The 23,828-nt window shown below is 37.7% G+C and carries 23 protein-coding genes; 8 read left to right on the top strand and 15 right to left on the bottom strand.

Annotated elements, in window-relative coordinates:
* Nucleotides 1-229: 229 nt before the first annotated feature.
* Nucleotides 230-1,603: a D-serine ammonia-lyase gene (locus BM137_RS02635; protein WP_092479584.1), complete on the top strand. Its 1,374-nt coding sequence runs from the start codon at nt 230-232 to the stop codon at nt 1,601-1,603.
* A 74-nt stretch (nt 1,604-1,677) separates the two neighbouring features.
* Here the strand turns inward: BM137_RS02635 and BM137_RS02630 are convergent, their stop codons facing one another.
* The 3 genes from BM137_RS02630 to BM137_RS02620 all read right to left on the bottom strand — a co-directional run bounded on the left by BM137_RS02630 (nt 1,678) and on the right by BM137_RS02620 (nt 4,206).
* A complete protein-coding gene (locus BM137_RS02630) occupies nt 1,678-2,589 on the bottom strand; it encodes a diacylglycerol/lipid kinase family protein (protein ID WP_092479583.1) in 912 nt (303 codons plus the stop codon).
* Between the two features lie 54 nt (nt 2,590-2,643).
* Entirely contained in the window at nt 2,644-3,600 is a 957-nt protein-coding gene (locus BM137_RS02625) for a LacI family DNA-binding transcriptional regulator (protein ID WP_092479582.1), read from the bottom strand.
* A gap of 159 nt (nt 3,601-3,759) precedes the next feature.
* Nucleotides 3,760-4,206 (bottom strand): Fur family transcriptional regulator, encoded by a 447-nt coding sequence (locus BM137_RS02620; RefSeq protein WP_092479581.1) that lies wholly within the window; start codon nt 4,204-4,206, stop codon nt 3,760-3,762.
* A gap of 295 nt (nt 4,207-4,501) precedes the next feature.
* Between BM137_RS02620 and BM137_RS02615 the strand changes: the two genes are divergently transcribed.
* Together BM137_RS02615 and BM137_RS02610 are read left to right on the top strand one after the other, a co-directional pair.
* Nucleotides 4,502-5,794, top strand: coding sequence for a glutamate-1-semialdehyde 2,1-aminomutase (locus BM137_RS02615; protein ID WP_092479580.1), 1,293 nt, complete (start codon nt 4,502-4,504; stop codon nt 5,792-5,794).
* Between the two features lie 99 nt (nt 5,795-5,893).
* On the top strand, nt 5,894-6,994 hold the full coding sequence (locus BM137_RS02610; protein WP_092479579.1) for an FUSC family protein: 1,101 nt from the start codon (nt 5,894-5,896) through the stop codon (nt 6,992-6,994).
* Nucleotides 6,995-7,047: 53 nt separating this feature from the next.
* On the opposite strand, the gene BM137_RS02605 is transcribed toward BM137_RS02610, so the two are convergent.
* The 8 genes from BM137_RS02605 to BM137_RS02570 all read right to left on the bottom strand — a co-directional run bounded on the left by BM137_RS02605 (nt 7,048) and on the right by BM137_RS02570 (nt 15,508).
* Nucleotides 7,048-7,905, bottom strand: a complete 858-nt coding sequence (locus BM137_RS02605) for an SGNH/GDSL hydrolase family protein (RefSeq protein ID WP_092479578.1) — start codon at nt 7,903-7,905, stop codon at nt 7,048-7,050.
* A 236-nt stretch (nt 7,906-8,141) separates the two neighbouring features.
* Complete coding sequence (gene ntdP / locus BM137_RS02600) at nt 8,142-8,678, bottom strand: nucleoside tri-diphosphate phosphatase (RefSeq protein WP_092479624.1); 537 nt, start codon at nt 8,676-8,678, stop codon at nt 8,142-8,144.
* Nucleotides 8,679-8,923: 245 nt separating this feature from the next.
* Entirely contained in the window at nt 8,924-10,117 is a 1,194-nt protein-coding gene (mutY, locus tag BM137_RS02595) for an A/G-specific adenine glycosylase (RefSeq protein ID WP_244887625.1), read from the bottom strand.
* Nucleotides 10,114-10,959 (bottom strand): recombination regulator RecX, encoded by an 846-nt coding sequence (gene recX, locus BM137_RS02590; protein WP_177192473.1) that lies wholly within the window; start codon nt 10,957-10,959, stop codon nt 10,114-10,116. Before recX ends, mutY begins: the two co-directional genes overlap by 4 nt.
* 150 nt (nt 10,960-11,109) lie before the next feature.
* The gene (locus BM137_RS02585; protein WP_092479576.1) at nt 11,110-12,870 is read right to left on the bottom strand and encodes a glycoside hydrolase family 3 protein; all 1,761 of its coding nucleotides are present in this window, start codon (nt 12,868-12,870) and stop codon (nt 11,110-11,112) included.
* Nucleotides 12,871-13,052: 182 nt separating this feature from the next.
* The gene (locus BM137_RS02580) at nt 13,053-13,589 is read right to left on the bottom strand and encodes a general stress protein (protein WP_177192472.1); all 537 of its coding nucleotides are present in this window, start codon (nt 13,587-13,589) and stop codon (nt 13,053-13,055) included.
* A gap of 35 nt (nt 13,590-13,624) precedes the next feature.
* Nucleotides 13,625-14,494 carry an SDR family oxidoreductase gene (locus BM137_RS02575; protein WP_092479574.1) on the bottom strand — a complete coding sequence of 290 codons (870 nt, stop codon included), beginning with the start codon at nt 14,492-14,494 and terminating at the stop codon, nt 13,625-13,627.
* A 183-nt stretch (nt 14,495-14,677) separates the two neighbouring features.
* Complete coding sequence (locus BM137_RS02570) at nt 14,678-15,508, bottom strand: general stress protein (RefSeq protein ID WP_092479573.1); 831 nt, start codon at nt 15,506-15,508, stop codon at nt 14,678-14,680.
* A 229-nt stretch (nt 15,509-15,737) separates the two neighbouring features.
* On the opposite strand from BM137_RS02570, the gene BM137_RS02565 reads away from it, so the two are divergent.
* From BM137_RS02565 to BM137_RS02555, 3 genes are all read left to right on the top strand, one after another.
* Nucleotides 15,738-15,941: a DUF1659 domain-containing protein gene (locus tag BM137_RS02565; RefSeq protein ID WP_092479572.1), complete on the top strand. Its 204-nt coding sequence runs from the start codon at nt 15,738-15,740 to the stop codon at nt 15,939-15,941.
* A 35-nt stretch (nt 15,942-15,976) separates the two neighbouring features.
* The gene (locus tag BM137_RS02560; RefSeq protein ID WP_092479571.1) at nt 15,977-16,201 is read left to right on the top strand and encodes a DUF2922 domain-containing protein; all 225 of its coding nucleotides are present in this window, start codon (nt 15,977-15,979) and stop codon (nt 16,199-16,201) included.
* A 98-nt stretch (nt 16,202-16,299) separates the two neighbouring features.
* Nucleotides 16,300-17,370, top strand: a complete 1,071-nt coding sequence (locus BM137_RS02555) for a peptidoglycan-binding protein (protein WP_092479570.1) — start codon at nt 16,300-16,302, stop codon at nt 17,368-17,370.
* Nucleotides 17,371-17,425: 55 nt separating this feature from the next.
* Here BM137_RS02555 and BM137_RS02550 read toward each other — a convergent pair whose 3' ends face one another.
* The 4 genes from BM137_RS02550 to BM137_RS02535 form a co-directional block, all read right to left on the bottom strand.
* Nucleotides 17,426-18,295 (bottom strand): MurR/RpiR family transcriptional regulator, encoded by an 870-nt coding sequence (locus tag BM137_RS02550; RefSeq protein ID WP_092479569.1) that lies wholly within the window; start codon nt 18,293-18,295, stop codon nt 17,426-17,428.
* Nucleotides 18,296-18,423: 128 nt separating this feature from the next.
* Entirely contained in the window at nt 18,424-19,899 is a 1,476-nt protein-coding gene (locus BM137_RS02545) for a PTS transporter subunit EIIC (RefSeq protein WP_092479568.1), read from the bottom strand.
* 26 nt (nt 19,900-19,925) lie between these two features.
* Nucleotides 19,926-20,819 carry an N-acetylmuramic acid 6-phosphate etherase gene (gene murQ / locus BM137_RS02540; RefSeq protein ID WP_092479567.1) on the bottom strand — a complete coding sequence of 298 codons (894 nt, stop codon included), beginning with the start codon at nt 20,817-20,819 and terminating at the stop codon, nt 19,926-19,928.
* Nucleotides 20,806-21,909 carry a DUF871 domain-containing protein gene (locus BM137_RS02535; RefSeq protein WP_092479566.1) on the bottom strand — a complete coding sequence of 368 codons (1,104 nt, stop codon included), beginning with the start codon at nt 21,907-21,909 and terminating at the stop codon, nt 20,806-20,808. The genes murQ and BM137_RS02535 overlap by 14 nt, the downstream gene beginning before the upstream one ends.
* Nucleotides 21,910-22,163: 254 nt before the next feature.
* On the opposite strand from BM137_RS02535, the gene BM137_RS02530 reads away from it, so the two are divergent.
* Both BM137_RS02530 and BM137_RS02525 read left to right on the top strand, forming a co-directional pair.
* On the top strand, nt 22,164-22,787 hold the full coding sequence (locus BM137_RS02530; RefSeq protein WP_092479565.1) for a histidine phosphatase family protein: 624 nt from the start codon (nt 22,164-22,166) through the stop codon (nt 22,785-22,787).
* Between the two features lie 353 nt (nt 22,788-23,140).
* A complete protein-coding gene (locus BM137_RS02525) occupies nt 23,141-23,824 on the top strand; it encodes a deoxynucleoside kinase (protein ID WP_092479564.1) in 684 nt (227 codons plus the stop codon).
* Nucleotides 23,825-23,828: the final 4 nt, after the last annotated feature.

Raw genomic sequence — 23,828 nt, 5'->3', positions numbered from 1 at the left:
CAAGGTTTAAAAAATGTTACCGATAACATCTTTTTTAAGTTTTTTCATTTTTGTTCATTTCTGTACTGTATGTATCTTTATTAGTTCGTTAAACACCTTTTTAAATATCAGCTTTTACTCATCATACTTTATGCTTCACCACTTGGTATGATTGGAAACAGGCTAGTATTTCTTTCTTGGGTATGCTATTGTAATGGTGTATTTTTGAGATATTGGAGGAGGGATTTTCGTGAGTGAAAAAATCGTTGCAGGTAAAACTTTACCTCAATGGATTGAGTCGGTACCAATATTAGAAAAGATTATAAAAACAGAGGAAATATTTTGGATCAACCAAAATAAAATAGCTTTCGACATCGCTAATGAACGAGTTGTTTATACTCAAAAGGATGTCGAAGATGCTGAAAATCGGTTAAAACGATTTGCTTATTATTTAAAAATTGCTTTTCCTGAAACCAAAGAATCAAACGGCATCATCGAATCTGATTTAACTCCCTTAACAGAAATGAAAAAGATTATCGAAAAAGAAACAGATACTTTTATTCCAGGAAATTTTTTATTGAAACGAGACGACACTTTGCCCATTGCAGGCACAATCAAAGCTAGAGGCGCTATTTATGAAGTCTTAAAACACGCTGAAACATTAGCTTTGGAGTACGGACTTCTAACCTCTATGGATGAGGATTACAGTATTTTTGCCAGTGAGAAGTTCCATGATTTCTTTGCAAAACATAAAATTGCGGTAGGAACGACTGGTAATTTAGGGATCAGTGTAGGAACTGTAGGGGCTAAACTGGGGTTTGAAGTAACGGTTCATATGTCAGTCGAAGCTAAAAAATGGAAAAAAGATTTTTTACGCTCGCGCGGGGTTACGGTTATTGAGCATGAATCAGACTTTACTAAAGCTGTTGAAAAGGGCCGGGCGGAATCAAATGCAGATCCTATGTCTTACTTTGTCGATGACGAACATTCTGTAGATCTCTTTTTAGGATACACAGTTGCTGGAAGTCGATTAAAAAACCAACTGGATGCTAAAGATATTAGAGTTGATAAGGATCATCCTCTATTTGTTTATTTGCCTTGCGGAATCGGCGGAAGCCCAGGAGGCATTACTTTTGGTTTGAAACAAATTTATGGAGACAACGTTCACTGTTTCTTAGCCGAACCTACTCACACTCCTTCCATGCTGGTAGGACTTGTTACTCAACAGTACGATAACGTATCTGTTAAGGACTTCTCTATCGACGGAAAAACCTGTGCAGATGGATTAGCCGTTCCTCGTACTTCTGGTTTTGTGGCTAAAGTAATGGAAAACTTTTTCAGCGGGTCTTATACACTGGATGATCGTCATACTTATCAATTGCTCGCTTCTATAGCAGACAGCGAACAAATCTTTTTAGAACCTGCTGCTGTAGCTGGTTTGCCTGGAGCTGCTCGCTTGTTATCTACTACAGAAGGCAAGCGCTATTTGACAGAAAATGATTTAACAGACAAAATGACTCGAGCCACTCACATTGCGTGGGCCACTGGAGGAAGTATGGTTCCTGATATTGATCGAGAGGAATTTTATCTTCAAGGTACAACACCATTAGACTATATGCAGTAATCTTTAAAACTTAACAAAGAAACGCGCTTAAAAGAGCATGCTTTCTCTTTTAGGCGCGTTCGTTGTTTCTTTTATTATTCTTCAACCACAGTGGATTTGGCAGGAATAAGTACATTTAATGAGTGTGGGAAAACTTCAACTTCAGCTGGAAAACTTAGTCCAACTTCTCCATCAATGGTTGTTTTTAAGTCATTCTCCTTATCCAGTCTGATTTGAGCTTTGCTGAAAGGTATCATATCTACTTGGTCTGAATAATCTGCATGATTTTGGAATAACATAGGAACTAAAACCAATTTTTGATGCAAGTTGGTTTCTTTTAATCCTAGAAAATACAACTTGCCATCTTCAATAGTCGCTTCCGGGATAAAGTTTTGGATGCCCGCTACCGAATTGCTTAATGCAATAATCATTAAGCTGTACTGTTCTTTTACCTCTTTGCCATCAAAAAGCAGTGTAAATGGATAAACAGTTTCTTGATCCAACGCTTTAACACCTTGGATGAAGTAAGCTAGCGGCCCAAAAGTTGTTTTCATTTCACTGTCCACATGTTGAACCGTTTCTGGTATTGGTCCAGCGGAAACTGAACTGACAAAATAAGTATCATTGATTCTACCTGTATCAATCGGAACAATCTGTGCATCTGAAAAAACTTCTATCGCTTCCAACGGATCGTTCGGAATACCTAAGGCTTTGGCGAAATTATTGACTGTCCCAAGCGGTACGATGCCTAGAGCTGTTGATTGATCGTTTTTCCTTAATCCGTTCACCACTTCATGCATCGTACCGTCTCCACCCATAGCAATCACAGTATCAAAGTCTTCTTCAGCAGCTTTATGCGCATAATTTTCAGCATCGCCTTTTTCTTTCGTTTTGTTGACTTTGATTTCTTGGGTTGTTTCGCTTAAGATAGATTTCAATTTTTCGATATACTCTTCAGATTGTTCTTTTCCTGAAGATGGATTTGCGATGATCATTATTTTTTTCATAAGGTGGGGTCACTCTTTCATATTTGTGTCAGTGAATGCTAACGAGATGGTTAACTAACTCTTTTTTCTTGTTGATCCTCTTTCTACTAGCGTTGACTCAAAAACTAAGTTTCCTTGAGATTTACCGTTTTCAGCTATTTTTTTCAAAATCATTTTAGCACAAGCTTCTCCCATTTCCACTACCGGTTGCCTCATAGTCGTCAATCTGGGGTAAGCAATCTGGTCTAAAAACACGCCATCATGTCCTACTATACCATAATCGTTTGGAATACTGCCGTTCATTTTCAAGATTCCTCTTTCGATTCCTAATGCTAAACGATCAGAGCTGCATACAAAAGCCGTATTTGGTTCAAATAAATGCCAGTTCTCTTCTATAAATTGCGATGATAATGAAGAATGGTTCTTAAAATGGAAAGCTGTGGTTTCTTTATGATTTTTTTCCATTACCTCTTTATAACCGGACTCTCTTGATTTTTCGAACTTTTCATTGATATCGATCCCTATATAAACGACTTTTTCGTAGCCTAGATCTAATACATGCTGGGTGGCAGCAGACACACCTTGCTTATTATCTGTATCTATAAAGTCGTATCCGCGATCGTTTTCTCCAAACAATACAACTGGTTTTGTCGCTCTAGAAATCCACTCATAGTCTTTTTGACGAACTCCAGTCATGATATATCCATCACATAACCCGATATCAAAATTGTTCTGCGTCACTAATTGAAGTGAATACTGTTCTGCTTCCAATCCTTTAGCAATTCCGGTCAGCAAATTCATGTAATAAGGTTCCGTTGTACTCATTTTTTCTAGAATAAAAAACTTGATTACTAACGTTCGATTATTTACTAAAGCTCTGGCGGCTGTATTAGGGCGATAATTCAATTCTTTCATCGCTTGTATCACTAATGTTTTCAATTCGTCTGTGACTTGTTCCGGGTGGTTGATCACTCTAGAAACAGTCATTTTAGAAACATTAGCTTTTTTTGCCACATCATTTAACGTCGCCATTTCGAATCCCCTTTCAATTCACCTAACTTGAGTAGGTTTCTTCTATTTTATTATCGCTATTATTTTGATAAAAAACAACAGACTAGAGAAAAATAGAAACCTCGAAATCTAAAATCGTTCAAGGTTTCTACATAACTACTTATCAAAAAAGGTTCAATATTATTTTACTTCAGAAAACTGATCCAACTTTTGACAATCCATGCACAGTCCATAAATCTCTAAACGATGATGGGTAATTTTAAAACCTGTCAGATCCGCAGTAACACTCTCCACATCTTCCAAACCTGGATAGTAGATATCTTCTACTTTACCGCAATTCTCACAGACTGCATGATAATGCTCAGTGGTTGCAAAATCAAACCTGCTGGAAGCATCCCCAAATCTCATTTCTTTAACAAAGCCAATTTCTGTAAACAAACGTAAATTATTGTAGACTGTGGCTACACTCATACTAGGGAATCGATCAGATAGTGCTTTATAAATTTCATCAGCAGTCGGGTGACTGTCGTGTTCGATCAAATACTCCAATATTCCATAACGTTGAGGTGTGATACGAATATTATTTGCTTTTAATTTATTGATGGACTGAGACACACGCTCACTCATAAACAGGACTCCCCTTTTTTCTTCTTAAACAGATTGTAACGATTATTAGATGATAATACTTTACTCTCTTATTTTACTTACTTTTTCTCTTTTTTGCAACTAGATTTCTTTCACTCACAGTTTTTCTATATTAAATTCAACTTTTATGAATCCTCGTTAGTCAAAACTTCTTTTTTATGAGAGTTTTGGCGACTTTTCACAATAAAGATTGAAAATTCTTTGCAATTCTCCTATGATTAAAGTACAAAGAATTTAGTTTTTTTGCGATTTTTAGAGATATTTTAGGAGGAACAATATGAAGCTAGACCATTCAAAATCAAATCAAGTAGGCGCGGAAGCAGAAAAGGTTATTGTAGGAGGTGTAAACAGTCCAAGTCGTTCTTATAAAGCAGTTGGCGGTGGATACCCTGTTACAATGGAATACGGAGATGGTGCTTATTTATATGACGTTGATGGCAACCGGTATATTGATTACTTAGCAGCATATGGTCCTATCATTACAGGATTCAATCATCCTCATGTTGTAAAAGCTGTTAAAAGCGCAGCAGAAACAGGGGTTTTATTTGGTACACCAACTAAACATGAAGTTAAATTTGCAAAAATGCTGACAGATGCTATTCCTTCAATGGATAAAGTCCGCTTTACAAACTCTGGAACTGAAGCTGTCATGACGACAGTTAGAGTTGCACGAGCATATACAAATCGTGAATTGATCGTTAAATTCTCCGGACAATACCACGGTCACTTTGACTTGGTTCTGGTAGAAGCAGGAAGCGGCCCTTCAACTTTAGGAACGAATAGTTCTGGCGGAGTAACGGTCGGAACTGCCAGAGAAGTGATTACTGTTCCTTACAATGATGTTGAATCCTATCGTGCAGTTATGGAAAAATGGGGAGATCAAGTTGCTGCTGTATTAGTTGAGCCGATTGTAGGAAACTTCGGTATGGTTGCACCTAAACCGGGATTCCTGGAAGCTGTTAATGAAATCACCCACCAACATGGTGCTTTAGTGATTTATGATGAAGTAATTACTAATTTCCGTTTCCATTACGGAGCTGCTCAAGATCTATTAGGCGTTATCCCAGATTTAACTGCCTTTGGTAAATCTATTGGTGGCGGTCTTCCGATCGGTGCTTATGGTGGTCCAGTTGAAATTATGGATACTGTCGCTCCTTTAGGACCTGCTTATCAAGCTGGTACAATGGCTGGAAATCCATTGTCAATGCAAGCTGGTATTGCTTGTTTGGAAGTTCTGCAAGAACCAGGTATTTACGAACGAATGGCTGATTTTGCTGAACAATTAAGAGATGCTCTTGAAGCTGCTGGGAAAAAATATTCTATCCCTACTGTTGTCAATCAAATCGGCGGTTCTTTACAAGTATACTTTACTGACCATGAGGTAAAAGATTATAACGACGCTGTTGATACAGATGCTGAACGCTATGGAAAATTCTTTAAAGCCATGTTGGACGAAGGAATCAATCTAGCACCAAGTAAATACGAAGCGATGTATATTACGATCATGCATACTCAAGAAGACATTGACGAAACTAAAAAAGCTATCGATACTGCATTTTCTAAATTATAAGATGACGTTCAATCTTTAAATGCCCTTTGCAAATCTATCAAGCTTTGGTATAATATATCAATTGTAGACAATTATTAATCATGAGGGGACTCAGTTTTTATGAAAATTGGCGCTCGAACGTTTAAAACAGGACTTGCAGTTGCACTGGCTTTATTGATTCCGCCCTTACTCGGCATGCCGGAAGGCAGTATCTTGGCTGGAATTTCTGCTGTTTTTGCAATGCAGCCCTCTCCTAAACGTCAGTGGGTTCAAGTTCGAAATCGAATTTTAGGAAACACGATAGGCGGTATAGTAGCAGTTATTTTCACTTTGAGTTTTGGCAGTCATTATTTGATTGTTGGTTTTGCGTCTGCCATATTGATCGCTATTTTACACCAGTTGAATTTTGATAATGTTATTGGAAATGCTGTAGTGACATTGATCGTTATCAGTTTTACCACAGCTGATTCTTTTGTATTGGCTGCAGGGATACGTGTGTTGGCTACGATTATAGGTGTCATCATCGGAACCATTGTAAACACGTTTTTATATCGACCAAAATATGAAGATAAGCTGTTTCACTTAATGGATTACACATCGTCTGAATTGATGAAATGGATTCGAGCAAGCGTTCGAAAAAATACACAGTTTACTCTTTTGAAAAAAGATTTGAAGTTCATTCAATCTGAGATCAAACGAATGGACAATTATATGTCCATGATGAAAGAAGACAATATTTTAACGAAGTCCAGATCCAAACAGATCAGAAACCTTCGTAGAATCGCAGTTTATCGACAATTGGTCGAAACCACTAGAGCTGCATACAACTTAGCTAGTACATTGCATTCTGCAGAAAATGTTTTTAACCACTTTTCTTCTGACTTGCGGATTTTGATCCGGGAAAGATTGGAAGTATTATTAAGCGGTCATGAACAAATATTGTTAAAGTTTAATGGTCGTGTAGATCCTGAAGCAGTTAATTTTATCGCATACAAATCTTCTCTTCGAAAAGAATTTATGAGTACCTTTTTTGACGAAGCCAAATTAGACTCCTACATGCATGATGATTATGGAGACAGCAACGCTGTTATTCATATTATGTCAGCCATATTAGAGTATGAAGAAAATTTGATTCTTTTGAACCGATTGGTTACGAGTTACAGACACTATGATTGGTCGCAAAAAGAAGCTATCGACAATATTCAGAATATTGAACAATAAAAAGAAGCTTGATCTGGTGTAAAGTAGCCAGGTCAAGCTTCTTTTTAACAATTCTATTCCTCTCTTCCTGAGGTTGTGTCAATTGGTTTAGATAATTCTTCGATAAACAATTCAGACATCAATTCTTCGCCTTGACTGTTTAGGCTGTATCCATCTTCTTCTAGGGTGGCGGTCAAATCTATATTGTCTGCTTCTAACTTGTTCATATACAAATCATGCAAGTCGAATACTGGCCAATCATTAGCAGCAGCAGTTTCTTTTGCATTCTCCATGTATTGGATGTAATCCAACATTCGAGAATTATAATCCTCTATTCCACTGCTGTTAGGAGATGGTGTTACCATTACAACTAACGCATCTGGCAGAACTTCTTTAATGGATGTTACATTTCTAGTTAAATAATCTTCAGAATCCCCTAAACTAATGTCCCGAACTTGGTCGCCAAGAGCCGGGACCATAAAGAAGACAACTGATGCATTGGTTTCTGCTAATTCATTAAAAGTATTTGTAATGTACAACTCATATGAATCTGCCTCTTCGCTCACTAACGAAGAAGAAGTCAATTCACCAGTCACCTGTTCTTTAAGATACTCCTCAGCCTTAGTTGACCAAGTCGCATTTTCAGGCAGTTGTCCGTAAAAAGCTATTGCTGTTTCTTTTTCAACCGTTTGTATGTAGTTTAAGTACTCTACTATAGATAAGCTGTCTCTGTTTTCTTCATACGTTGTGATGTCAACAGCCTGTTCTTTTTCTTTCTTTTCTGCAGGTTCAGTTGTTTCTTCTGTAGTGGATGCAGTAGTAGCATGAATCAATTTTTCTTGCTGTTTATTCGAATATGAATACCCCACAAACACAACTGCTACAGTGAGAAGAAATAGTAGACAAACCAGAACTATACCTTTCTTTTTCATATTTTCTCACTCCTTCATTTTTAATTTCCTTCGTTATTATAACATACAAAAAACAGGTCACCATCATAAATTTCAATATGATCAGGACCTGCTTTTTTGTTCTTAAACTCATTTTTTTACTTAAAGATCAAAACAATCCGCTACACATTTTTCCGAAACAAAAATGCATGGCGAATTGTTTAAAATGATTGATGAAAATGCTACTGTATCGAACACTCACAACCTCGTATGAAGACCTATTGCTTTCCAGATAATTGACGGTATCGATCATACCAAATGTCCATATAGGCTTGAGAGAATGGTCCTTTGCCTTCATTGATCCAATCTACTAGGATCTTGACATTTTCTTTTAATATATGATCAATATCTTCTGGATATTCCCATTTGCGACTATGGTCTTCGTACTCATCTACATCCAACAACCGTTTCTCGCCATCTGGAAATACTTTGATGTCTAAATCATAATCAATATATTTTAACCCTTCTTCATCAATAAGAGCTGGTGAGGCAAGGTTACAATAATAAGATACCCCGTTATCGCGAATCATAGCGATGATGTTGAACCAATATTTTTTATGGAAATAAAGAATAGCCGGTTCTCTTGTCACCCATCTTCTGCCATCGGCTTCTGTAACTAGAGTATGGTCATTGCAGCCGATCAAGGATTGATTACTTGTTTTTAGTACCATTGTATCTCGCCACGTGCGATGTAAACTGCCGTCGTGTTTATAGCTTTGGATCGTGATGTATTCTCCTTCTTTTGGATGATGCATCGCTAACCCAACTTTCTTTATCTCTGTTACTTGTTGAGAGATAGTTACTTTACCACAAGTGTAAGAATACACTCGAATCATTAAATAGTATACCATAATCATTTTAATAAAGTAAAAAAAAGGTGGGTTTAGCCCACCTTTTTTTTCGTTGATCTAAAGCATCTATTTTCCGACTATCTCGAATGCACAAATGCTCGTATGGTCACAGCGAAAAAAGCTTTTTATCGATATTCAAACAAGTTTGTTTATTTCTCTAAAAATTTATTTTTATACGCTGCCCACATCTTCATTTGAGGACCAGGAAAAGTATACTGATCAAAGTCTTCTGGCTTCACCCATGCACAATGTTCAGGAATAGAATCGATTAGATCATTTTTAGGGAGCTCTCCGTAATAAATAGCCATATGCCATTTCAAGTGACTGAAAATGTGGGTATCTCCAGCAATCGGCTCTTTTATCAGCACCGGTTTTATTCCATAAAAAAGATCCAGTTGATCATTCAACTCATTGACTGAATAATCGGATGTTCCTTCTTTTGGCGAGAGAAATTTTCCTTTAGCGAAAAACTGGCTTATCTGACTTTCTTCCAACAAAGGAAAAGTCCACATGCTGGCTAATAACCCGTTACTGGGGCGCTTCTCGAGCAACAATTCCCCTTTTTGATTGCTGATAACAACTCCAGCATAGTAAACCGGTTTGGCTTTTTTCTTTTTGCTTTTCACCGGATATTTTTCCCATGTGCCATTGAGATAAGATTGATTGAATTCTTTAACAGGACTTTTTTCAGGATGATAATTTTTCGGCGTACAAATAGTAGCCCCTAAATCCATTAAAGCTTGATTGAAGTCTCCTGGTCTATAAGGATCAATGATCTCTCTTAAAATCTCTTCAAACAGCTTACGATTTGCCGGCACCGCGATATCTGCATCAATTTCAAATAAGCGGCTTAAAATACGCATGATATTTCCATCCACAGCCGGCTCCGGCAATCCAAAAGCCATACTAGCAATTGCTCCAGTCGTATATGGACCGATTCCTTTCAATTTAATGATTTCTTTTGGATCACGCGGCATTTCACCATTGTATTCTTCCATGATTTGAATAGCCGCTTTTTGCAGATTACGGACTCTGGAGTAATACCCCAGTCCTTCCCAAGTTTTCAATAAAGTGTCTTCTTCTGCTTGAGAGAGAGCTTCAATAGAGGGAAATGTACGCATAAAATTTAAATAATATGGGATAACCGTATCTACTCGCGTTTGCTGTAACATGATCTCCGATACCCATATACGATACGGATCATTGTTTTTTCTCCACGGAAGATCACGCTTTTCTATATCATACCAGCTTAATAGAGTTGTTCGAAAACGCTCGATTTTTTCTTGAGGCCAAATTTGTATTCCATTGATTACTTTTGCTGTTGTCATACTCGTTTCATTCATTCTTCTTCCAGTTCCTTCTCGTTAATAAATTGGGTGATCAATTCACCATCAAACCCTTTTTGGTATAAATTAGTCTTCACTTTTTGGATTTTTTTGCTGCCTGTCAGTTTAGACTGTTTCCGCCAAATTTTTTCTCCATGTTTTTTCAACGCTTCATATTCGTCATCTTCTTCTTTTTCTGTATCTATATGAGTCAAAATTTCAGTGATCTCATCACTGTTAAAACCTTTTTGCATAAGATTTTGCCTAACCTTATTTGCTGTTTCTTTTGAAGAACTCTGTTTGGTTCTTTTTAACACCTTATTCGCAGCAGCAACTCCATTTTCGATTCGCTGTTCTAAAGGATATTGCATTAAAGCTTGTTCAATGATCGTGTCATGAACTCCCCGCTTTTTCAATTCTTGGCGGATAGTATAAGGTCCTTTTCCATTTAGATTAGCCGCAGTTCTTGTATAACTTTCTGCATAAGTCAAATCATCAATGTACTTCATCGTTTTTAGTTTTTCGATAGCTTTTTCTGCTGTTTCTAACGAGAATTCATGCTTCAACAAATCGTCTCGGACTTCTCTTTCTGAACGCAATGAATAACTCAAATAATTTACGGCACGAGAAAAAGCTTTGCTGAAATCATCTTCTTCCTCCAGCTGCTTTTGAAACTCTTTTGAAATTTCCATTCCTTTAAACAATACATGGTTCACTAATACTGATTCATCTATAGGAAAAGCATACTCTCCATCTAAATAAACGTTGTAGCGTCCTTTACGTTTTTGAGTTTCTATTTTTGTGATTTTGGGATTCGTTTTCCCCTCATTCTTTGGTTGATCATTGGGAATAAGTGCCAATCTCCTCACCTCCTAATCCTATTTAGTGCTCTTATTATAGCCTACCTCAAACAAATGTTCGAATCAATTCTTTTCATTCAAATTAAAAGTAAAAAAACGCTTATGCGAGAGTTGCCTCTCACATAAGCGCTCCATTAAATGATTTATCGTTTAGTAACAAGTATCTTCGAATCCACAAAATGCGTCTACTGGAGATACACCTTTGAATTCTGAACGGCCTAAGAATTTATCTACTAAAGCCTTCATTGTGAAATCTTTGTTATCATAAGCATTGATGTACGTTTGTACTTGTGGAACATCAGCTAAATGGAATGGTGATTGCAATGAAACGAAGATCGTTGGCACTTCGTGTACATAGAATGGAATATCTGGAGTTCCTTTTGAAGCTGGCCACTGGATACGTTGATCTGTATTTGGATTAACGATAGCCAAGTTGATGATCAAATCATAGTTTTCGGTTAATTCAGCAATTGGACGTTTTTGTGCATACACGTTTGCCAACGCTGCTTTTCTTTCTTCTTCAGGCATCTTCATGATTTTCTCTTCCGCAGCTTCCCAAATAGTCACTTCAAAACCTTCTGCTTCAAGTAATTCTTTCATTTTAGCAGATGGTCTTACGTTATCCCCAATCATTGCACCAAATCCACCTTGTGTCCCCTTAACGTCTACTAGCAATATCCGTTTTTTGTCTTCTGGAGAAATCGGGAAGATGTTTTCTTTGTTTTTAACCAAAGTAATCGCTTTGTCAGCAACTTCTTCTGCAATTTTTTTGTTTTCAGGAAGACCGATTTTAGCCATTGCTTCTTCTTTAGAAGGTAAGAGTTCTGTTTTAGCTTTTTTGTGCAAGCCTAAAGCAGCTTTTGTTCCTAAAATGCGAGTCAACGCTTCTTTTAGACGTTCTTCAGTGATTACACCGTTTTTGTAACCGTCCATCATCCATTGGAAGTCTTCGTCCGGATCGTTGAAGAATAAGAACAAATCAGAACCAGCAGCGATAGAAACTGGAAGCATGTCTTTACGTTTCATAGCACCTGTTAAAGCAACCATGTGGCTAGCGTCTGTGACAACTAACCCATTAAATCCCATTCTATCTCTTAATAAGTCAGTCAAAATGTATTTGCTCAGAGTAGCTGGCAAGTTCGCTTCTTGTACAGTTGCTTCAGGATTGAAGTGACGCACGTAAGAAGGCAATGAAATGTGTCCAGCCATGATAGAAGGAAGTCCAGCGTCAAATAATGAACCGTAAACTTTACCAAAAGTAGCATCCCATTCTTCTACAGAATAGTGGTTAGGAGCAAATGACAAATGTTGGTCACGTTCATCAATTCCGTCTCCAGGGAAATGTTTTGCAGCTGGAGCGATACCGCTTTCTTGAATTCCTCGCATATATTCTAGAGATAATTCAATCGTTTGGTCCACATCTGCACTCCAAGTACGCGTTGAGATGATCGGGTTACGCCAGTTGCGTAAAAGGTCAACGATTGGAGCAAAACTCCAGTTACATCCGATAGCAGCAGCTTCAACTCCTGAAACACGCCCCATCTCGTAAGCGTACTTAGGATCGTTTGTAGCAGCGATTTTCACTTCGTTACCAATATATGTTCCATCAGTACTGGCACCGTTTCCACCCATTTCAGTGTTAGCGGCAATTAACAGTGGAATTTTACTGTTCTCTTGTAAAATGCGGTTTTGTTCGTAAACTTCATCTGATTTACCAGGATTGTAACGAACTCCACCAATATGGTAATCATTTAAGACACCTGTTAAATATTCTTCAGTACGGCTTGACCCCATATTGATAAACAATTGACCGATTTTTTCTTCATCTGTCATGCTTTCAATCGTATTTTCTACCCATTTAATGGATTCAGCGTCTAAGTTATAAGGTTTTGCAGTTAAATCAACTTTCATTGTTCAATCTCCTTTCAATTTATAAAACGTTTTCTAAATCATTGTAAAAGAAGTAACCGAATATCACAATACAAAACTTGGTTTTATTTTAAAAATTCTTTTCTTTTTCATAATCGTTTTTACAAGACAAAAAAACTTACTGTATATTGAATGAACTTATACAGTAAGTTTAGTAGTACCCATTATTTTTTATTTCTTTCATCGTCCACAATATCATCTAACGGTCTAGCATTTGTTTCTTCTTTGACTACTCCATAGATCGGTCCTCTATCTACAGAACCATTCAATAAAGGATCTTCTTCCATTTCAATGTCGGTCTGTTGAGCTTGTGATTCCGTATCTGCTCTATCACTAATAGACGTTGCACTCTTCTCCACAGCATTTAAATCAGTGTCATTTACAATGACTACATATTTTCCATTTATTAAATCTTCTTCAAGTTTAACAGCCTCATGCATCTCAATTCCATACTGCTCTAAAGTCGCTTCCTCACTTGGTTTAGCAAACATGCCTTTAAAACGATCCCAAGCTGTTTTATCCTCTACGGTATCTACTTTATCTACTTGGACAGATGTTAAATCTTCTAGGCTTTCGTGATTTTTCCGATTGGTGACTACTGTGATATCTCCTGATAAATAGTACCCTTCATTCAGTAAACGACGAACTGCTTGTATTGTTTCATCTATTGAAGCGTAAGAACCTTCTACTTTTTTCGCCATCATTATCTGCCTCCAGTTCACTTAAAGAAATAGGGTTATCCGTTAATAATTTCTCCACCGTTGACATGAATCATTTGACCTGAAACATAACTAGAATCAGAACTTGCAAGATACACATAAGCTCCTGCCAACTCGTAGGCTTTCCCTGGTCGACCAAGAGCCCCGCTCTCTCCCCAAGTTTCCAATTGCTCTTCATTGAAAGTAGCGGGAATCATAGGAGTCAAAATCGGACCTGGCGCAACTCCATTTACACGAATTTTTTTATCTAGTATTTGCGAATGTTGCGATAAGGCTCTTGTAAAACTTACTACCGCTCCATTAGATGCAGAATAATCAAGAAGGATCGGTTTACCTTTATAGGCTGTAATGGATGCTGTATTGATGATTGAACTTCCTTCAGATAAATATGGAAGAGCAGCTTTGACAAAGTAGTGCATACTGTATACATTCGTCCGGAAAGTACGGTCTATTTGTTCAGCTGTGATATCTTCGATTTTTTCTTGTACATGTTGTTCTCCGGCATGGTTTACCAAGACATCAATTTGTCCCCATTCATCTGTCACTTCTTTAACCACTTGTACGACAAAATCTTCGTCACCTACATCGCCTTTGATTGCTAGAACGTTCACTCCCAAGTCTTTCAGACGATCTTTTGTTTTTTCGGCATCTTCATCATTTTCATGATAGACGATTGCCACGTTAGCTCCTTCTTTCGCAAATGCAATAGCAGTCGCTCGTCCGATACCACTGTCTCCACCTGTTATAATAGTGTTTTTGTCTTTCAGCTTTCCAGCTGGTTTATAATTCGGATCTTCAGTTTCAATTTCTTGAGGTACATCTGCTGTAGCGTCGCTCATCAAATACCCTTTTTTTGGTTCTTGTGATGTCCATTCTTTGTTTGTCATTATTTATCCTCAACCCTTCTGATATTTTACTCTGTTTAGCGTTCATTTACTTGTTTTTCATTTTAAAGATAACAAAAAGCCTTTTTAGTTACAAAAAAGACGCTTGTCATATGATGAATAATAAAAAGAAGTTAGAAAATTTCTAACTTCTTTTTATTCACAATTTAAGTGATGTTAAATTTCTTAATGATTATTTTTTTCAGCATCATCAGTGTTTTTTTCGCCACTTTGGATATAAGTGTCATCATTGTTTGATTCATTATCTGGTTTATTGACATAGTCGGATGAGTCATCCGCATCATTTCCAGCATTGCCGGCTGTATAGCCTGTGTTGATGTTGTCTGGATAAACATGGTTTCCTTCATCTACAGTGACACTTGTTTCATCGCCCGTTAATTGAGGAGCCTCTTCGTCTTCTAACATATTGTCATTTTCATTATTCTCTGCAGGTTCTTGAGCATTTTTATTTAATTCTTTGTCATCCATGAGTGTTTCCTCCTTATTTTCGTTTGGTTTATCCTCTCGAGCAGATTGAGCTTTAGTTGGATCAAAAATTTCTTCATCTCCTGGAGAAGGTTCATAATCTTCTTTCATTGTCTCTTTTGAAGCAATCACTGCTGGATCTTCTTGTTTTACTGCAGCAGCTTGCTGTTGAGTTGATGACTCTTTTTGCGCAACTAACAGCAAAATGTCCCCATTTTTCAAAGCTGAGTTGTATTGTTCCGCATCACTTTCAGCCACGTCATATTTTGTGAGCGGCGTATTCGATTCATTAGTATCATACTTTCCAAAAGTCAACATTTCTTTTGCTTTCTCCCAAAAAGAACTTCCTTCATCGGGGTCAACAGTATCCACCTCTACTAAAGTTAGATCATCTAATTCTTCTTGGTGTTTTGAGTCATTATCTGTGACAACGACCATTTCTTCAGCCTTATATCCTTCATTCATCAGTCTTTCTACTGCTTTGATCACTTCTGATGAAGTTTGGTAAGTTCCTTCTACTCGTCTTTGCATTCTTCTCACGCTCCAATTTAGTTAAAACAAATTTTTGGTTCATATTAAAGACTACTTAAGTTCAAGGTAAGCATATCAAAATCCTTTATTCTCTTCAAAGAAGATGACTCGCAGATAAAGCCTTCAGCCTAAATCAGCGCGGAAGGAAACAGTTGAAAACTGGATTACGTTACTAAGCATGTAAGCAGTCATGACAACCTTACACAAATCAGAAAAGGAGGAATGATTTATGCAAAGAGAATGGAATAAAGGTGCGATTGAATTGTATTTTGAAGATGTTGAAAACGAGGAATTTCTTCGTCGAAGCTATCCAAACACTATTGAAAATGTCTCCCCAGAACAAGTCGAAGGCTTCACTGCAGCTATTGAATCTTTATCTGGATTAAATCTAGGTCACACAGTAATTGTCGAAGAATACAAATACACTCGCTAACCGCACGTAATAATATTAAAAAGGAGGAATAAACCATGGCAAAAACGTTAGAATTGAAGTTTGGAACAAGTATCAATAAAACAAAAACAATTAGTGTGAAAGACCCGCTTCTTGATGTAACTTCTGAGGCTGCTCAAAAAGCAATGGCAGATATCATTCGCTTGAATATGTTTGACATTGAAGGTGTTAATCCTTATGCAACCAGTCTTTCAGCTCGTTATGTGGAACGATTAGTAACGGATATTTTCGAAACAGAGTAATGATGTGTCCTAACTGAAGTTGTCTTTACGCCAAACCTGGACCAAGCTTATTGGTTCAGGTTTTTTATGACTCGGTTAAAAATTAAGGAGGTCTCTCTATGCATACGATTGATAAACAACTTATCTCTATCAAACAGCAACCCTTAACAGCATCAAGATTCGTTATCGCTCATGAATCCGGCAATCCCGCTAATGTCGGTAAAAATGCATTGATCAATGAAGTATCTTACATGTCTCGAAAAGCGAAAGAAGGTGGAGCTTTTACCAGCCATTGGGTAGGAGGCGGAGGGAGAATTATTCAAATAGCCCAAACCGGAAAAATCCAATATGGTGCAGGAGCAAAAGCCAATCCTTATGCTTTTGCTCAAGTCGAATTAGCCCGAACAACAGACAAAAAACAGTTCGCTAAAGATTATCTTGCTTATGTCTGGTTATTAAGACAGTTAGCTACTGAAACCTCCATCCCTTTTACATTAAATACGGGACATTCTATTGAAGATAAAGGCATAAAAACTCATCATTGGGTCAGCCGCAACTTAGGAGGAACAACACATACTGACCCGGACAACTATCTGGCCAGTTTTGGGGTCACGTTGGCCCAATTCGCGCGGGATCTTTCTAAGGGATCCAGCAGCTCTTCTAAAGAACCAGTTTCTCAATCACATTTGGTTAAAAGAGGAGATACCCTGTGGAGCATTGCTGAAAAATACCAAACGACTGTTCAATATTTGGCAGCAATCAACCATTTGCCTTCTGAAGTCATTTACACCGGGCAAATGCTCAGGCTAAAAAAAGACAGCACCATCACCAATTCAGAAATCATTACTCAAATCCAACGAACGATAGGTACTGAACCAGACGGTCGTTTTGGTCCAAACACTAAGACGGCTCTTTTGAAATTATACCAACGTACCTATGGCATCTATCCAACTGGTATTTGGAACGATTCCCTGTCTCTTTCTGCACGCGTCTTAAGATCCGGCAGTAAAGGATGGGATGTGTATGCTGTACAAGCTCTGTTGTATTGTTTGAATTACAAAAATATAGGAACTCTCGATAAGGTGTATGGTCCTAAAACTGAAAGTGCCGTTCGCTTATTTCAAAAGCAATATCATTTGCAAGTAGATGGGATCTTCGGACCCAAGACTCAGAAAAAACTCTTTAGTTGAAGACGTAGACAGCAGCACAAAAAAGAAGCTAGTCTGTTTCCAGACCGGCTTCTTTTTATAGGTTGAAAAAATCATATTGCTGATACAAGTGATCAATGGCTTCTTTTGATTTTTCCAGTTTCTGTATACTGGCTTGGTAGTAATTCGTCACGTATGCGTAAAATAAAATATCGATCGCATACATTTGTGCCAGTAATGAAACCGTTGCTCCACTTCTTAGTGGAGGCTCTTGAGCAAAGGCTGTTTTTAACGACACATTCGTTAAAGTACTTAATGTGTTCTCAGTGTTGCGCGTCAGCGAAATCGTCTGGACTCCGAACTCTTTTGCCATCTTCGTCAAAGCTAACACTTCGCTTTTTTCCCCTCCATTAGAGATGCCTAAAAACAACGCTTTATCGTCTGCCACGGCTAGTGCAGTTGACAATACGTGTTGGTCTTGAAGAACGATCACTTTTTTGCCTATCCGACTGAACTTTTGTTGAAAGTCTTCAGCCACAATACTGGAAGCCCCTACCCCAAATGGATAAATCACTGAACTTTCATAAAATAATTTAGTAGCTTGAGACACAGCTTTTGGATCTAACGTGTGGTTTGTCTCTTTGAATACATGATGAGTATTCACCAGAAGCTTCTTTTTGATCTGTTCTAAGTCTTCACCTGGAACGATATCTGTGTAGACATTATCATTGATCCCTTGTAAATCTGCTGATAGCTGCAGCTTTAAATCTACAAAACCTTTTAACCCGATGGAACGGCAAAACCGAATGACCGCTGCCGAACTGGAATCGGCTTTTTTTGCCAACAACGATGAATTCATATTGATGACAGATACAGGATCTTTCAAAATCACTTCAGCAATTTTTTTCTCCGACAATGGCAAAAAGGCTTTTTTTTCTTTTATCTGCAGTAAGATATTGTTTAACATATACTTTCCCCTTTTGGTCCTGCTGATCAATTTGGACTATATAGACACTCTATAAAAAGAAAAGGCACCTAAACTGATTTCAGTTAGTTGCCTTTTACAGTTACCTTTATAGTATAAAGCTTAAACGCTTAATAGTCGACTACCGTTTCGCCATCTATTTCAGTAGTAGGCAATTCAGTCGCTTCTATAGCTTCTGCAGGTACTCCAAAGAAGTAAGTTGCTGCAAAACCTCCAGCGTAAGCTGCCAATAATCCTAATACATATCCCCACCATAGACCATCAGCAATTAACGGAATCAAAGCTACCCCGCTTGGTCCGATAGCAGTAGCGCCGACTCCACCGATCAATCCGATAACAGCACCACCGATTCCTCCACCAATACATGCTGTAATGAATGGACGACCTAATGGTAATGTAACAGCATAGATCAACGGTTCGCCAATTCCTAAAATTCCTACTGGCAATGACCCTTTGATCATATTTGTTAATTGTTTATTTTTGCGGCATTTTGCCCATAATGCAATTGCTGCTCCAACTTGACCAGCGCCGGCCATAGCTAAAATTGGCAGTAGTAATGTTGAACCTTGAGATGCAATCATTTCAATATGGATCGGTGTTAAGATTTGGTGTAAACCAAACATAACCATTGGTAAGAAAGTAGCTCCTAATACGAATCCTGCAAATGCACCACCAACATTCAATACCCAAGTAATAGCGCCTACTAGAGATGTAGAGATGAAACCAGCAATTGGCATGATTAAGAAAATAGTAATCAATCCGATAACTAATAAAGCAATTGTGGGTGTTACAATAACATCCAATGAATTCGGTACGACTTTGCGCAAGTTCTTTTCAACAATAGACAATAGCCATACAGCTAATACGACTCCAATTACCCCACCTTGTCCAGCTGCTAAAGGTTGACCAGTAAAAATATTTGGCAATGGAAGTTCTGGTGTCATCCCTGTTAAATAAATGATTCCAGCCACAACTCCACCTAAACCTTCTGTAGCTCCAAATACTTTTGCTGCGTTGATCCCGATATAAATATTTAAATAGCCAAAAAGTCCGCTTTTAATAATGTTTAAGACCATGATACTGTATAACCATGCTTCTCCTTCGATCATACCTGCTGTCATCATGTTTTGGAACACTGAAGCAATACCACCAATGATACCCGCTCCAACGAATGCTGGAATTAATGGTACAAAGATATTTGCGATTGATTTTAAAGCACGCTTGAATGGAGTATTATTGCGTTTTTTTTGTTCAGATTTAGTAGCTGCTGCTTTTCTTTCAGCTTCTTGTCGTCCTGAAGGTACATCAGTAGTGTCAACTTCAGCAGGACGTCCTTTTTTCATTTGCGACATTTGATTGGCTACTTTAGTAACAATTCCAGGTCCTAAAACGATTTGCAATGTATCATCTTCTACTACACCCAAAACACCATCAACTTTTTTCAAATTGTCGATATCGACTTGGTTGTAATCTTTGATGTCTAAACGGACACGAGTCATACAGTTGATCACATTGCCCACGTTACTCATTCCGCCAACTTGACTGTAAATATCTTTCGCTAATTTTTCTTCTTTTGCACTTGCCATTACTCTTCCTCCTCTTATTCTATACTTTATTTATTCATAGTATTTCTAACAAATCCCTGCGATTCTACTAACTTTTGTTCAGCTTCCTCTTTAGTAGAGTCAGTCAAGATCATAACAATAGCTGTTTTTACTTGTTGATTTGCACTTGTAAAGGCTTGAGAAGCTTGTTCATAAGAGCAATCCGTTGCTTGCATGATGATGCGTTTTGAACGTTCTACCAATTTTTCATTAGATGGTTTTACGTCCACCATCAAGTTTTGATACACTTTTCCGATGCCGATCATTGAACTGGTAGACAACATATTTAACACTAGTTTTTGTGCTGTACCGGATTTCAGTCTAGTTGAACCAGTTAAAATTTCAGGTCCTACTTCTACTTCAATAGGTAAAGTCGCATAGCGGCTGATCTCAGCATCTTTATTACAGGAAAGAGAAGCAGTTGTTGCTCCAATTTCATTTGCATAAGTCAATGCTCCGATAACGTATGGTGTTCTTCCGCTGGCTGCGATTCCTAAGACTACATCATTTTCAGTCAATTCAATGTGTTGCAGATCTTCTTTTCCTAAAGTAGCAGAGTCCTCAGCGCCTTCAACAGCAACGGTCATCGCTTTCATTCCGCCAGCAATCAATCCTTGTACCATAGTAGGATCCACACTAAAAGTTGGAACACACTCAGCTGCATCTAGAACACCTAAACGTCCACTGGTACCGGCTCCCATATAAATCAAACGTCCTCCTTTCTTAAAGCTTTCAATGATGGCTTCAGCTACTTTTGAAATTGACGGCAGTTCTTTTTCAACTGCATACGCAACTTTTTTGTCTTCCTCATTCATTAACTGTACTACTTCACTTGTAGTCAGTTCATCTAAATTCATTGTTTGGTGATTTCTAGTTTCTGTGGTTAATTTATCTAAGTTCACTTATATTCTCCTCTGTTTGATTCATTTGTTCTTTCAACTCAAAATATCCGCCAGCAGGACAACAATCCAATAATGGCAAATCTTCTGCTCTAATACGTGCTGCAACGTTGACTTTTTCATCTTTAGGTAAATCATGGACAACAACTTGTATTTCTCCCATATATCGCTGATAGTCCTGATTGTCTATTGTTACAGATCCGCGTGTTCGCTCAATCGTTTCATAAGGACTGATCTGAGGTATCTCTTTAAAACGGGCATCCGCACTTCTTAACACATCTTTAGCTGGATCCCAGCGGTTTTGATGTTTACCTAAAACGATTTCAAAATACGGAGACTGTTTTTCCGGCTTAACAAAATATACAACTGTTTTGTCAGCGATGTATCTCTTGAATTGATAGATTGTAGATTCTGCTATTTCAGGATCCCCGATATACACTTCATCTACGTAGCACTCTGTGATCAATTCAATCGCTGCAGCCAAAGGATGTTTGCCTCGGTGATCTTCTAATGTCGGCAACTGTTTATACAGAGGACCTCTCAGCTGTTTATCTCCAGGAACAAATGCAGCTACTGTAAAGCCGGTCTCTGCCAACCACTGATTTTTCTCTTTTAGTACTTCCTTCGCTAAACCCGTTTCAGGTCTAGGATAATAATTGTGCATTGCTACCATACGAGGAAAACTTGCTCCATAATGGTTCAACTCTTCAATATCGTTCTGAGTGATTGTACTAGCATTTAAAACGATATTTAATTCATGAGACATAAAAGCAATTTCTTGGTTTGAAAAACCGTAATCGACTCTAAGACCGTTTACCCCTTTTTCTTTCAATCGTTTTAATCCATCAACTGAAAGGTTAGAGACTCCAATCTTAGCCAAAGCTCCTTTAGAAACATCTGCTACTAGTTCCATTTCTAGTTCTTTCATTACTAATCCCAACTCAGCCAATCTTTCTAAGTATTGATCGGCATTTTCTTCTGGAATATGTAAGGAAGTAAAAACTTTTGTGAAACCTGCTTCTTTCATTTGCTTCAAATACCTTTTTCTTTCTTGAGTCAACTCGTCACCTAAGAATACAGATAAGCCAAACATGGCATTCCTCCTTACAGCGTTTTCATTTGCAACTTCATATTAACACACTGAAATTTTATTTCAACTACTTTTTTTGCACTTGTCAGATATACCATTAAAATTTAATGCAGCATTATCGTTTAAATACATGACATAACAATGTTATACCTTTTTCAAAAATGTATCCGTTTCACTTTCGATAATCATTTCACACCTCTTTTATTTTCGATTTAATATGTTATCATGAAATTAAATTTCAATTTAGGAGAGATGACATGACTAAACTTTATTTTGTTCGCCATGGAAAAACAGAATACAATCTTGCTGATCGAGTACAAGGCGGAGATGTTGATTCACCGCTTCTTCCAGAAAGCAAAGAAGATGCCATCAAAACTGGTATCGCTTTGAAAGACAAAAGAATCTCACACGTGATTACCAGCCCGCAACACCGTGCAGTGGAAACCTCTGAATTAATTACCAATCAATTTGAACATCCCTTTACAGTTCATTTCGATGAAAAGTTTAAAGAATTGAAATATGGTGACTGGGAAGGAGCTTTTATCCCACAATTAAAGCAATCTTTTCCAGAAATGTTTCATCACCTAAGAGTAAGACCAGAGTTGTATGATCCAACTGAAATTGGAGGCGAAACTTACCTCGAATTAGTCAAAAGAGGTATTGCAGTGGTAGAAACAGCCTGTGCAGCTTTCCCAGGAAAAGATCTTTTGTTTGTCGGTCACAGCATCACAATTACTTGTACCATGCTTTCCCTACTCAAAAAAGAAACCAAAGATCTGCGTTCTTCCCCTCCGCTTGAAAATACGAGCATTTCAATTTTGAACTTGACTGATGGTCATTATTCTTTAGAAAAATGGAATGGCATCGACCACTTAGCATAGCTGCTGAAGGATTGTTGGTGATTTACATTCACCCACTAATTGCATCCAAAAGCCTCTCTTATTTGGAGAGCCTTTTTTCGTTGCTTATTCATCATCGATTTTCATAAACAGAACTTTCACTGTGGTCATTCATTTATTATTTCGTCAATCTTTCGTAACATTTGCATCTTTAGTTTTCTTGTTTTCATTATTTTACACAATCATGTTTACAGAAAAAAACAAAACTCTTATAATCTGATCTCTAAAACAGGAAAAATATGCTATACTGATTAAGGCTATTTGAGGAAAGCTGAAGCTTTTTTAAATAAATGATAAAGACACGATCGGTCTTTGTTTGGGAGGATGACCGTTAAATGAAAGGAGAACAAAACGCAGTGATTGTATTGGCAGGAATGATTGGCGCAGGAAAAAGCACTTATACCGCTTTGATATCCGAAGCACTTGGCAGTGAGGCATTTTATGAAAGTGTAGACGACAACCGTATTTTAGAAAAATTTTATGAGGATCCGAAAAGATGGGCTTTCTCGCTGCAAATTTATTTTTTAAACACTCGTTTTAGAAGTATCAAAGATGCTTTTAAACATAAAAATAACGTCTTAGACCGTTCTATTTATGAAGATGCTTTATTCACGCGCATCAACTATGAACAAGGCAATATGAGCGAACCGGAAATGGATACTTATTTAGATTTGTTGGAAAACATGATGGAAGAATTAGACAGCATGCCAAAAAAATCTCCAGATCTATTGATTTATTTAAGAGGTTCTCTAGATACCGTTCTAGAACGCATCGAAAAACGCGGGCGCGACTACGAACAAGTCGAAAAAAATTCAGGTCTGTTAGACTATTACAAACATTTACATAGTCGCTATGACGGCTGGTTCAATGGGTACAATAAGAGTGCTACATTAACGATCGACATTGATCAATACGACCTAGAAAATCCCGAGCATGCTGAAGCGATTATTGATATGGTAAAAAAACGATTGAACGAAGTACGCAGTGAAACTGAAACTGCTCCTGTCGTTTCTCCATAACAGA

It is taken from the genome of Desemzia incerta (genome assembly GCF_900115825.1).
GTDB lineage: Bacteria > Bacillota > Bacilli > Lactobacillales > Carnobacteriaceae > Desemzia > Desemzia incerta.
Note: the sequence above shows the minus strand (reverse complement) of the source record. Positions and strands in the feature narration are given on the sequence as shown.

Excerpts from the sequence above, each read along its gene's own strand:
- BM137_RS02530 (WP_092479565.1), top strand. The coding sequence starts at position 22,164 with ATGACTAAACTTTATTTTGTTCGCCATGGAAAAACAGAATACAATCTT.
- BM137_RS02580 (WP_177192472.1), bottom strand. The coding sequence starts at position 13,589 with ATGGCGAAAAAAGTAGAAGGTTCTTACGCTTCAATAGATGAAACAATA.
- BM137_RS02625 (WP_092479582.1), bottom strand. The coding sequence starts at position 3,600 with ATGGCGACGTTAAATGATGTGGCAAAAAAAGCTAATGTTTCTAAAATG.
- BM137_RS02620 (WP_092479581.1), bottom strand. The coding sequence starts at position 4,206 with ATGAGTGAGCGTGTGTCTCAGTCCATCAATAAATTAAAAGCAAATAAT.
- BM137_RS02535 (WP_092479566.1), bottom strand. The coding sequence starts at position 21,909 with ATGTTTGGCTTATCTGTATTCTTAGGTGACGAGTTGACTCAAGAAAGA.
- BM137_RS02570 (WP_092479573.1), bottom strand. The coding sequence starts at position 15,508 with ATGCAAAGACGAGTAGAAGGAACTTACCAAACTTCATCAGAAGTGATC.
- BM137_RS02575 (WP_092479574.1), bottom strand. The coding sequence starts at position 14,494 with ATGACAAACAAAGAATGGACATCACAAGAACCAAAAAAAGGGTATTTG.
- BM137_RS02550 (WP_092479569.1), bottom strand. The coding sequence starts at position 18,295 with ATGTTAAACAATATCTTACTGCAGATAAAAGAAAAAAAAGCCTTTTTG.
- BM137_RS02610 (WP_092479579.1), top strand. The coding sequence starts at position 5,894 with ATGAAAATTGGCGCTCGAACGTTTAAAACAGGACTTGCAGTTGCACTG.
- BM137_RS02545 (WP_092479568.1), bottom strand. The coding sequence starts at position 19,899 with ATGGCAAGTGCAAAAGAAGAAAAATTAGCGAAAGATATTTACAGTCAA.
- BM137_RS02555 (WP_092479570.1), top strand. The coding sequence starts at position 16,300 with ATGCATACGATTGATAAACAACTTATCTCTATCAAACAGCAACCCTTA.
- BM137_RS02605 (WP_092479578.1), bottom strand. The coding sequence starts at position 7,905 with ATGAAAAAGAAAGGTATAGTTCTGGTTTGTCTACTATTTCTTCTCACT.
- BM137_RS02565 (WP_092479572.1), top strand. The coding sequence starts at position 15,738 with ATGCAAAGAGAATGGAATAAAGGTGCGATTGAATTGTATTTTGAAGAT.
- BM137_RS02560 (WP_092479571.1), top strand. The coding sequence starts at position 15,977 with ATGGCAAAAACGTTAGAATTGAAGTTTGGAACAAGTATCAATAAAACA.
- BM137_RS02615 (WP_092479580.1), top strand. The coding sequence starts at position 4,502 with ATGAAGCTAGACCATTCAAAATCAAATCAAGTAGGCGCGGAAGCAGAA.
- ntdP (WP_092479624.1), bottom strand. The coding sequence starts at position 8,678 with ATGCATCATCCAAAAGAAGGAGAATACATCACGATCCAAAGCTATAAA.
- mutY (WP_244887625.1), bottom strand. The coding sequence starts at position 10,117 with ATGAATGAAACGAGTATGACAACAGCAAAAGTAATCAATGGAATACAA.
- BM137_RS02525 (WP_092479564.1), top strand. The coding sequence starts at position 23,141 with ATGAAAGGAGAACAAAACGCAGTGATTGTATTGGCAGGAATGATTGGC.
- BM137_RS02630 (WP_092479583.1), bottom strand. The coding sequence starts at position 2,589 with ATGAAAAAAATAATGATCATCGCAAATCCATCTTCAGGAAAAGAACAA.
- BM137_RS02585 (WP_092479576.1), bottom strand. The coding sequence starts at position 12,870 with ATGAAAGTTGATTTAACTGCAAAACCTTATAACTTAGACGCTGAATCC.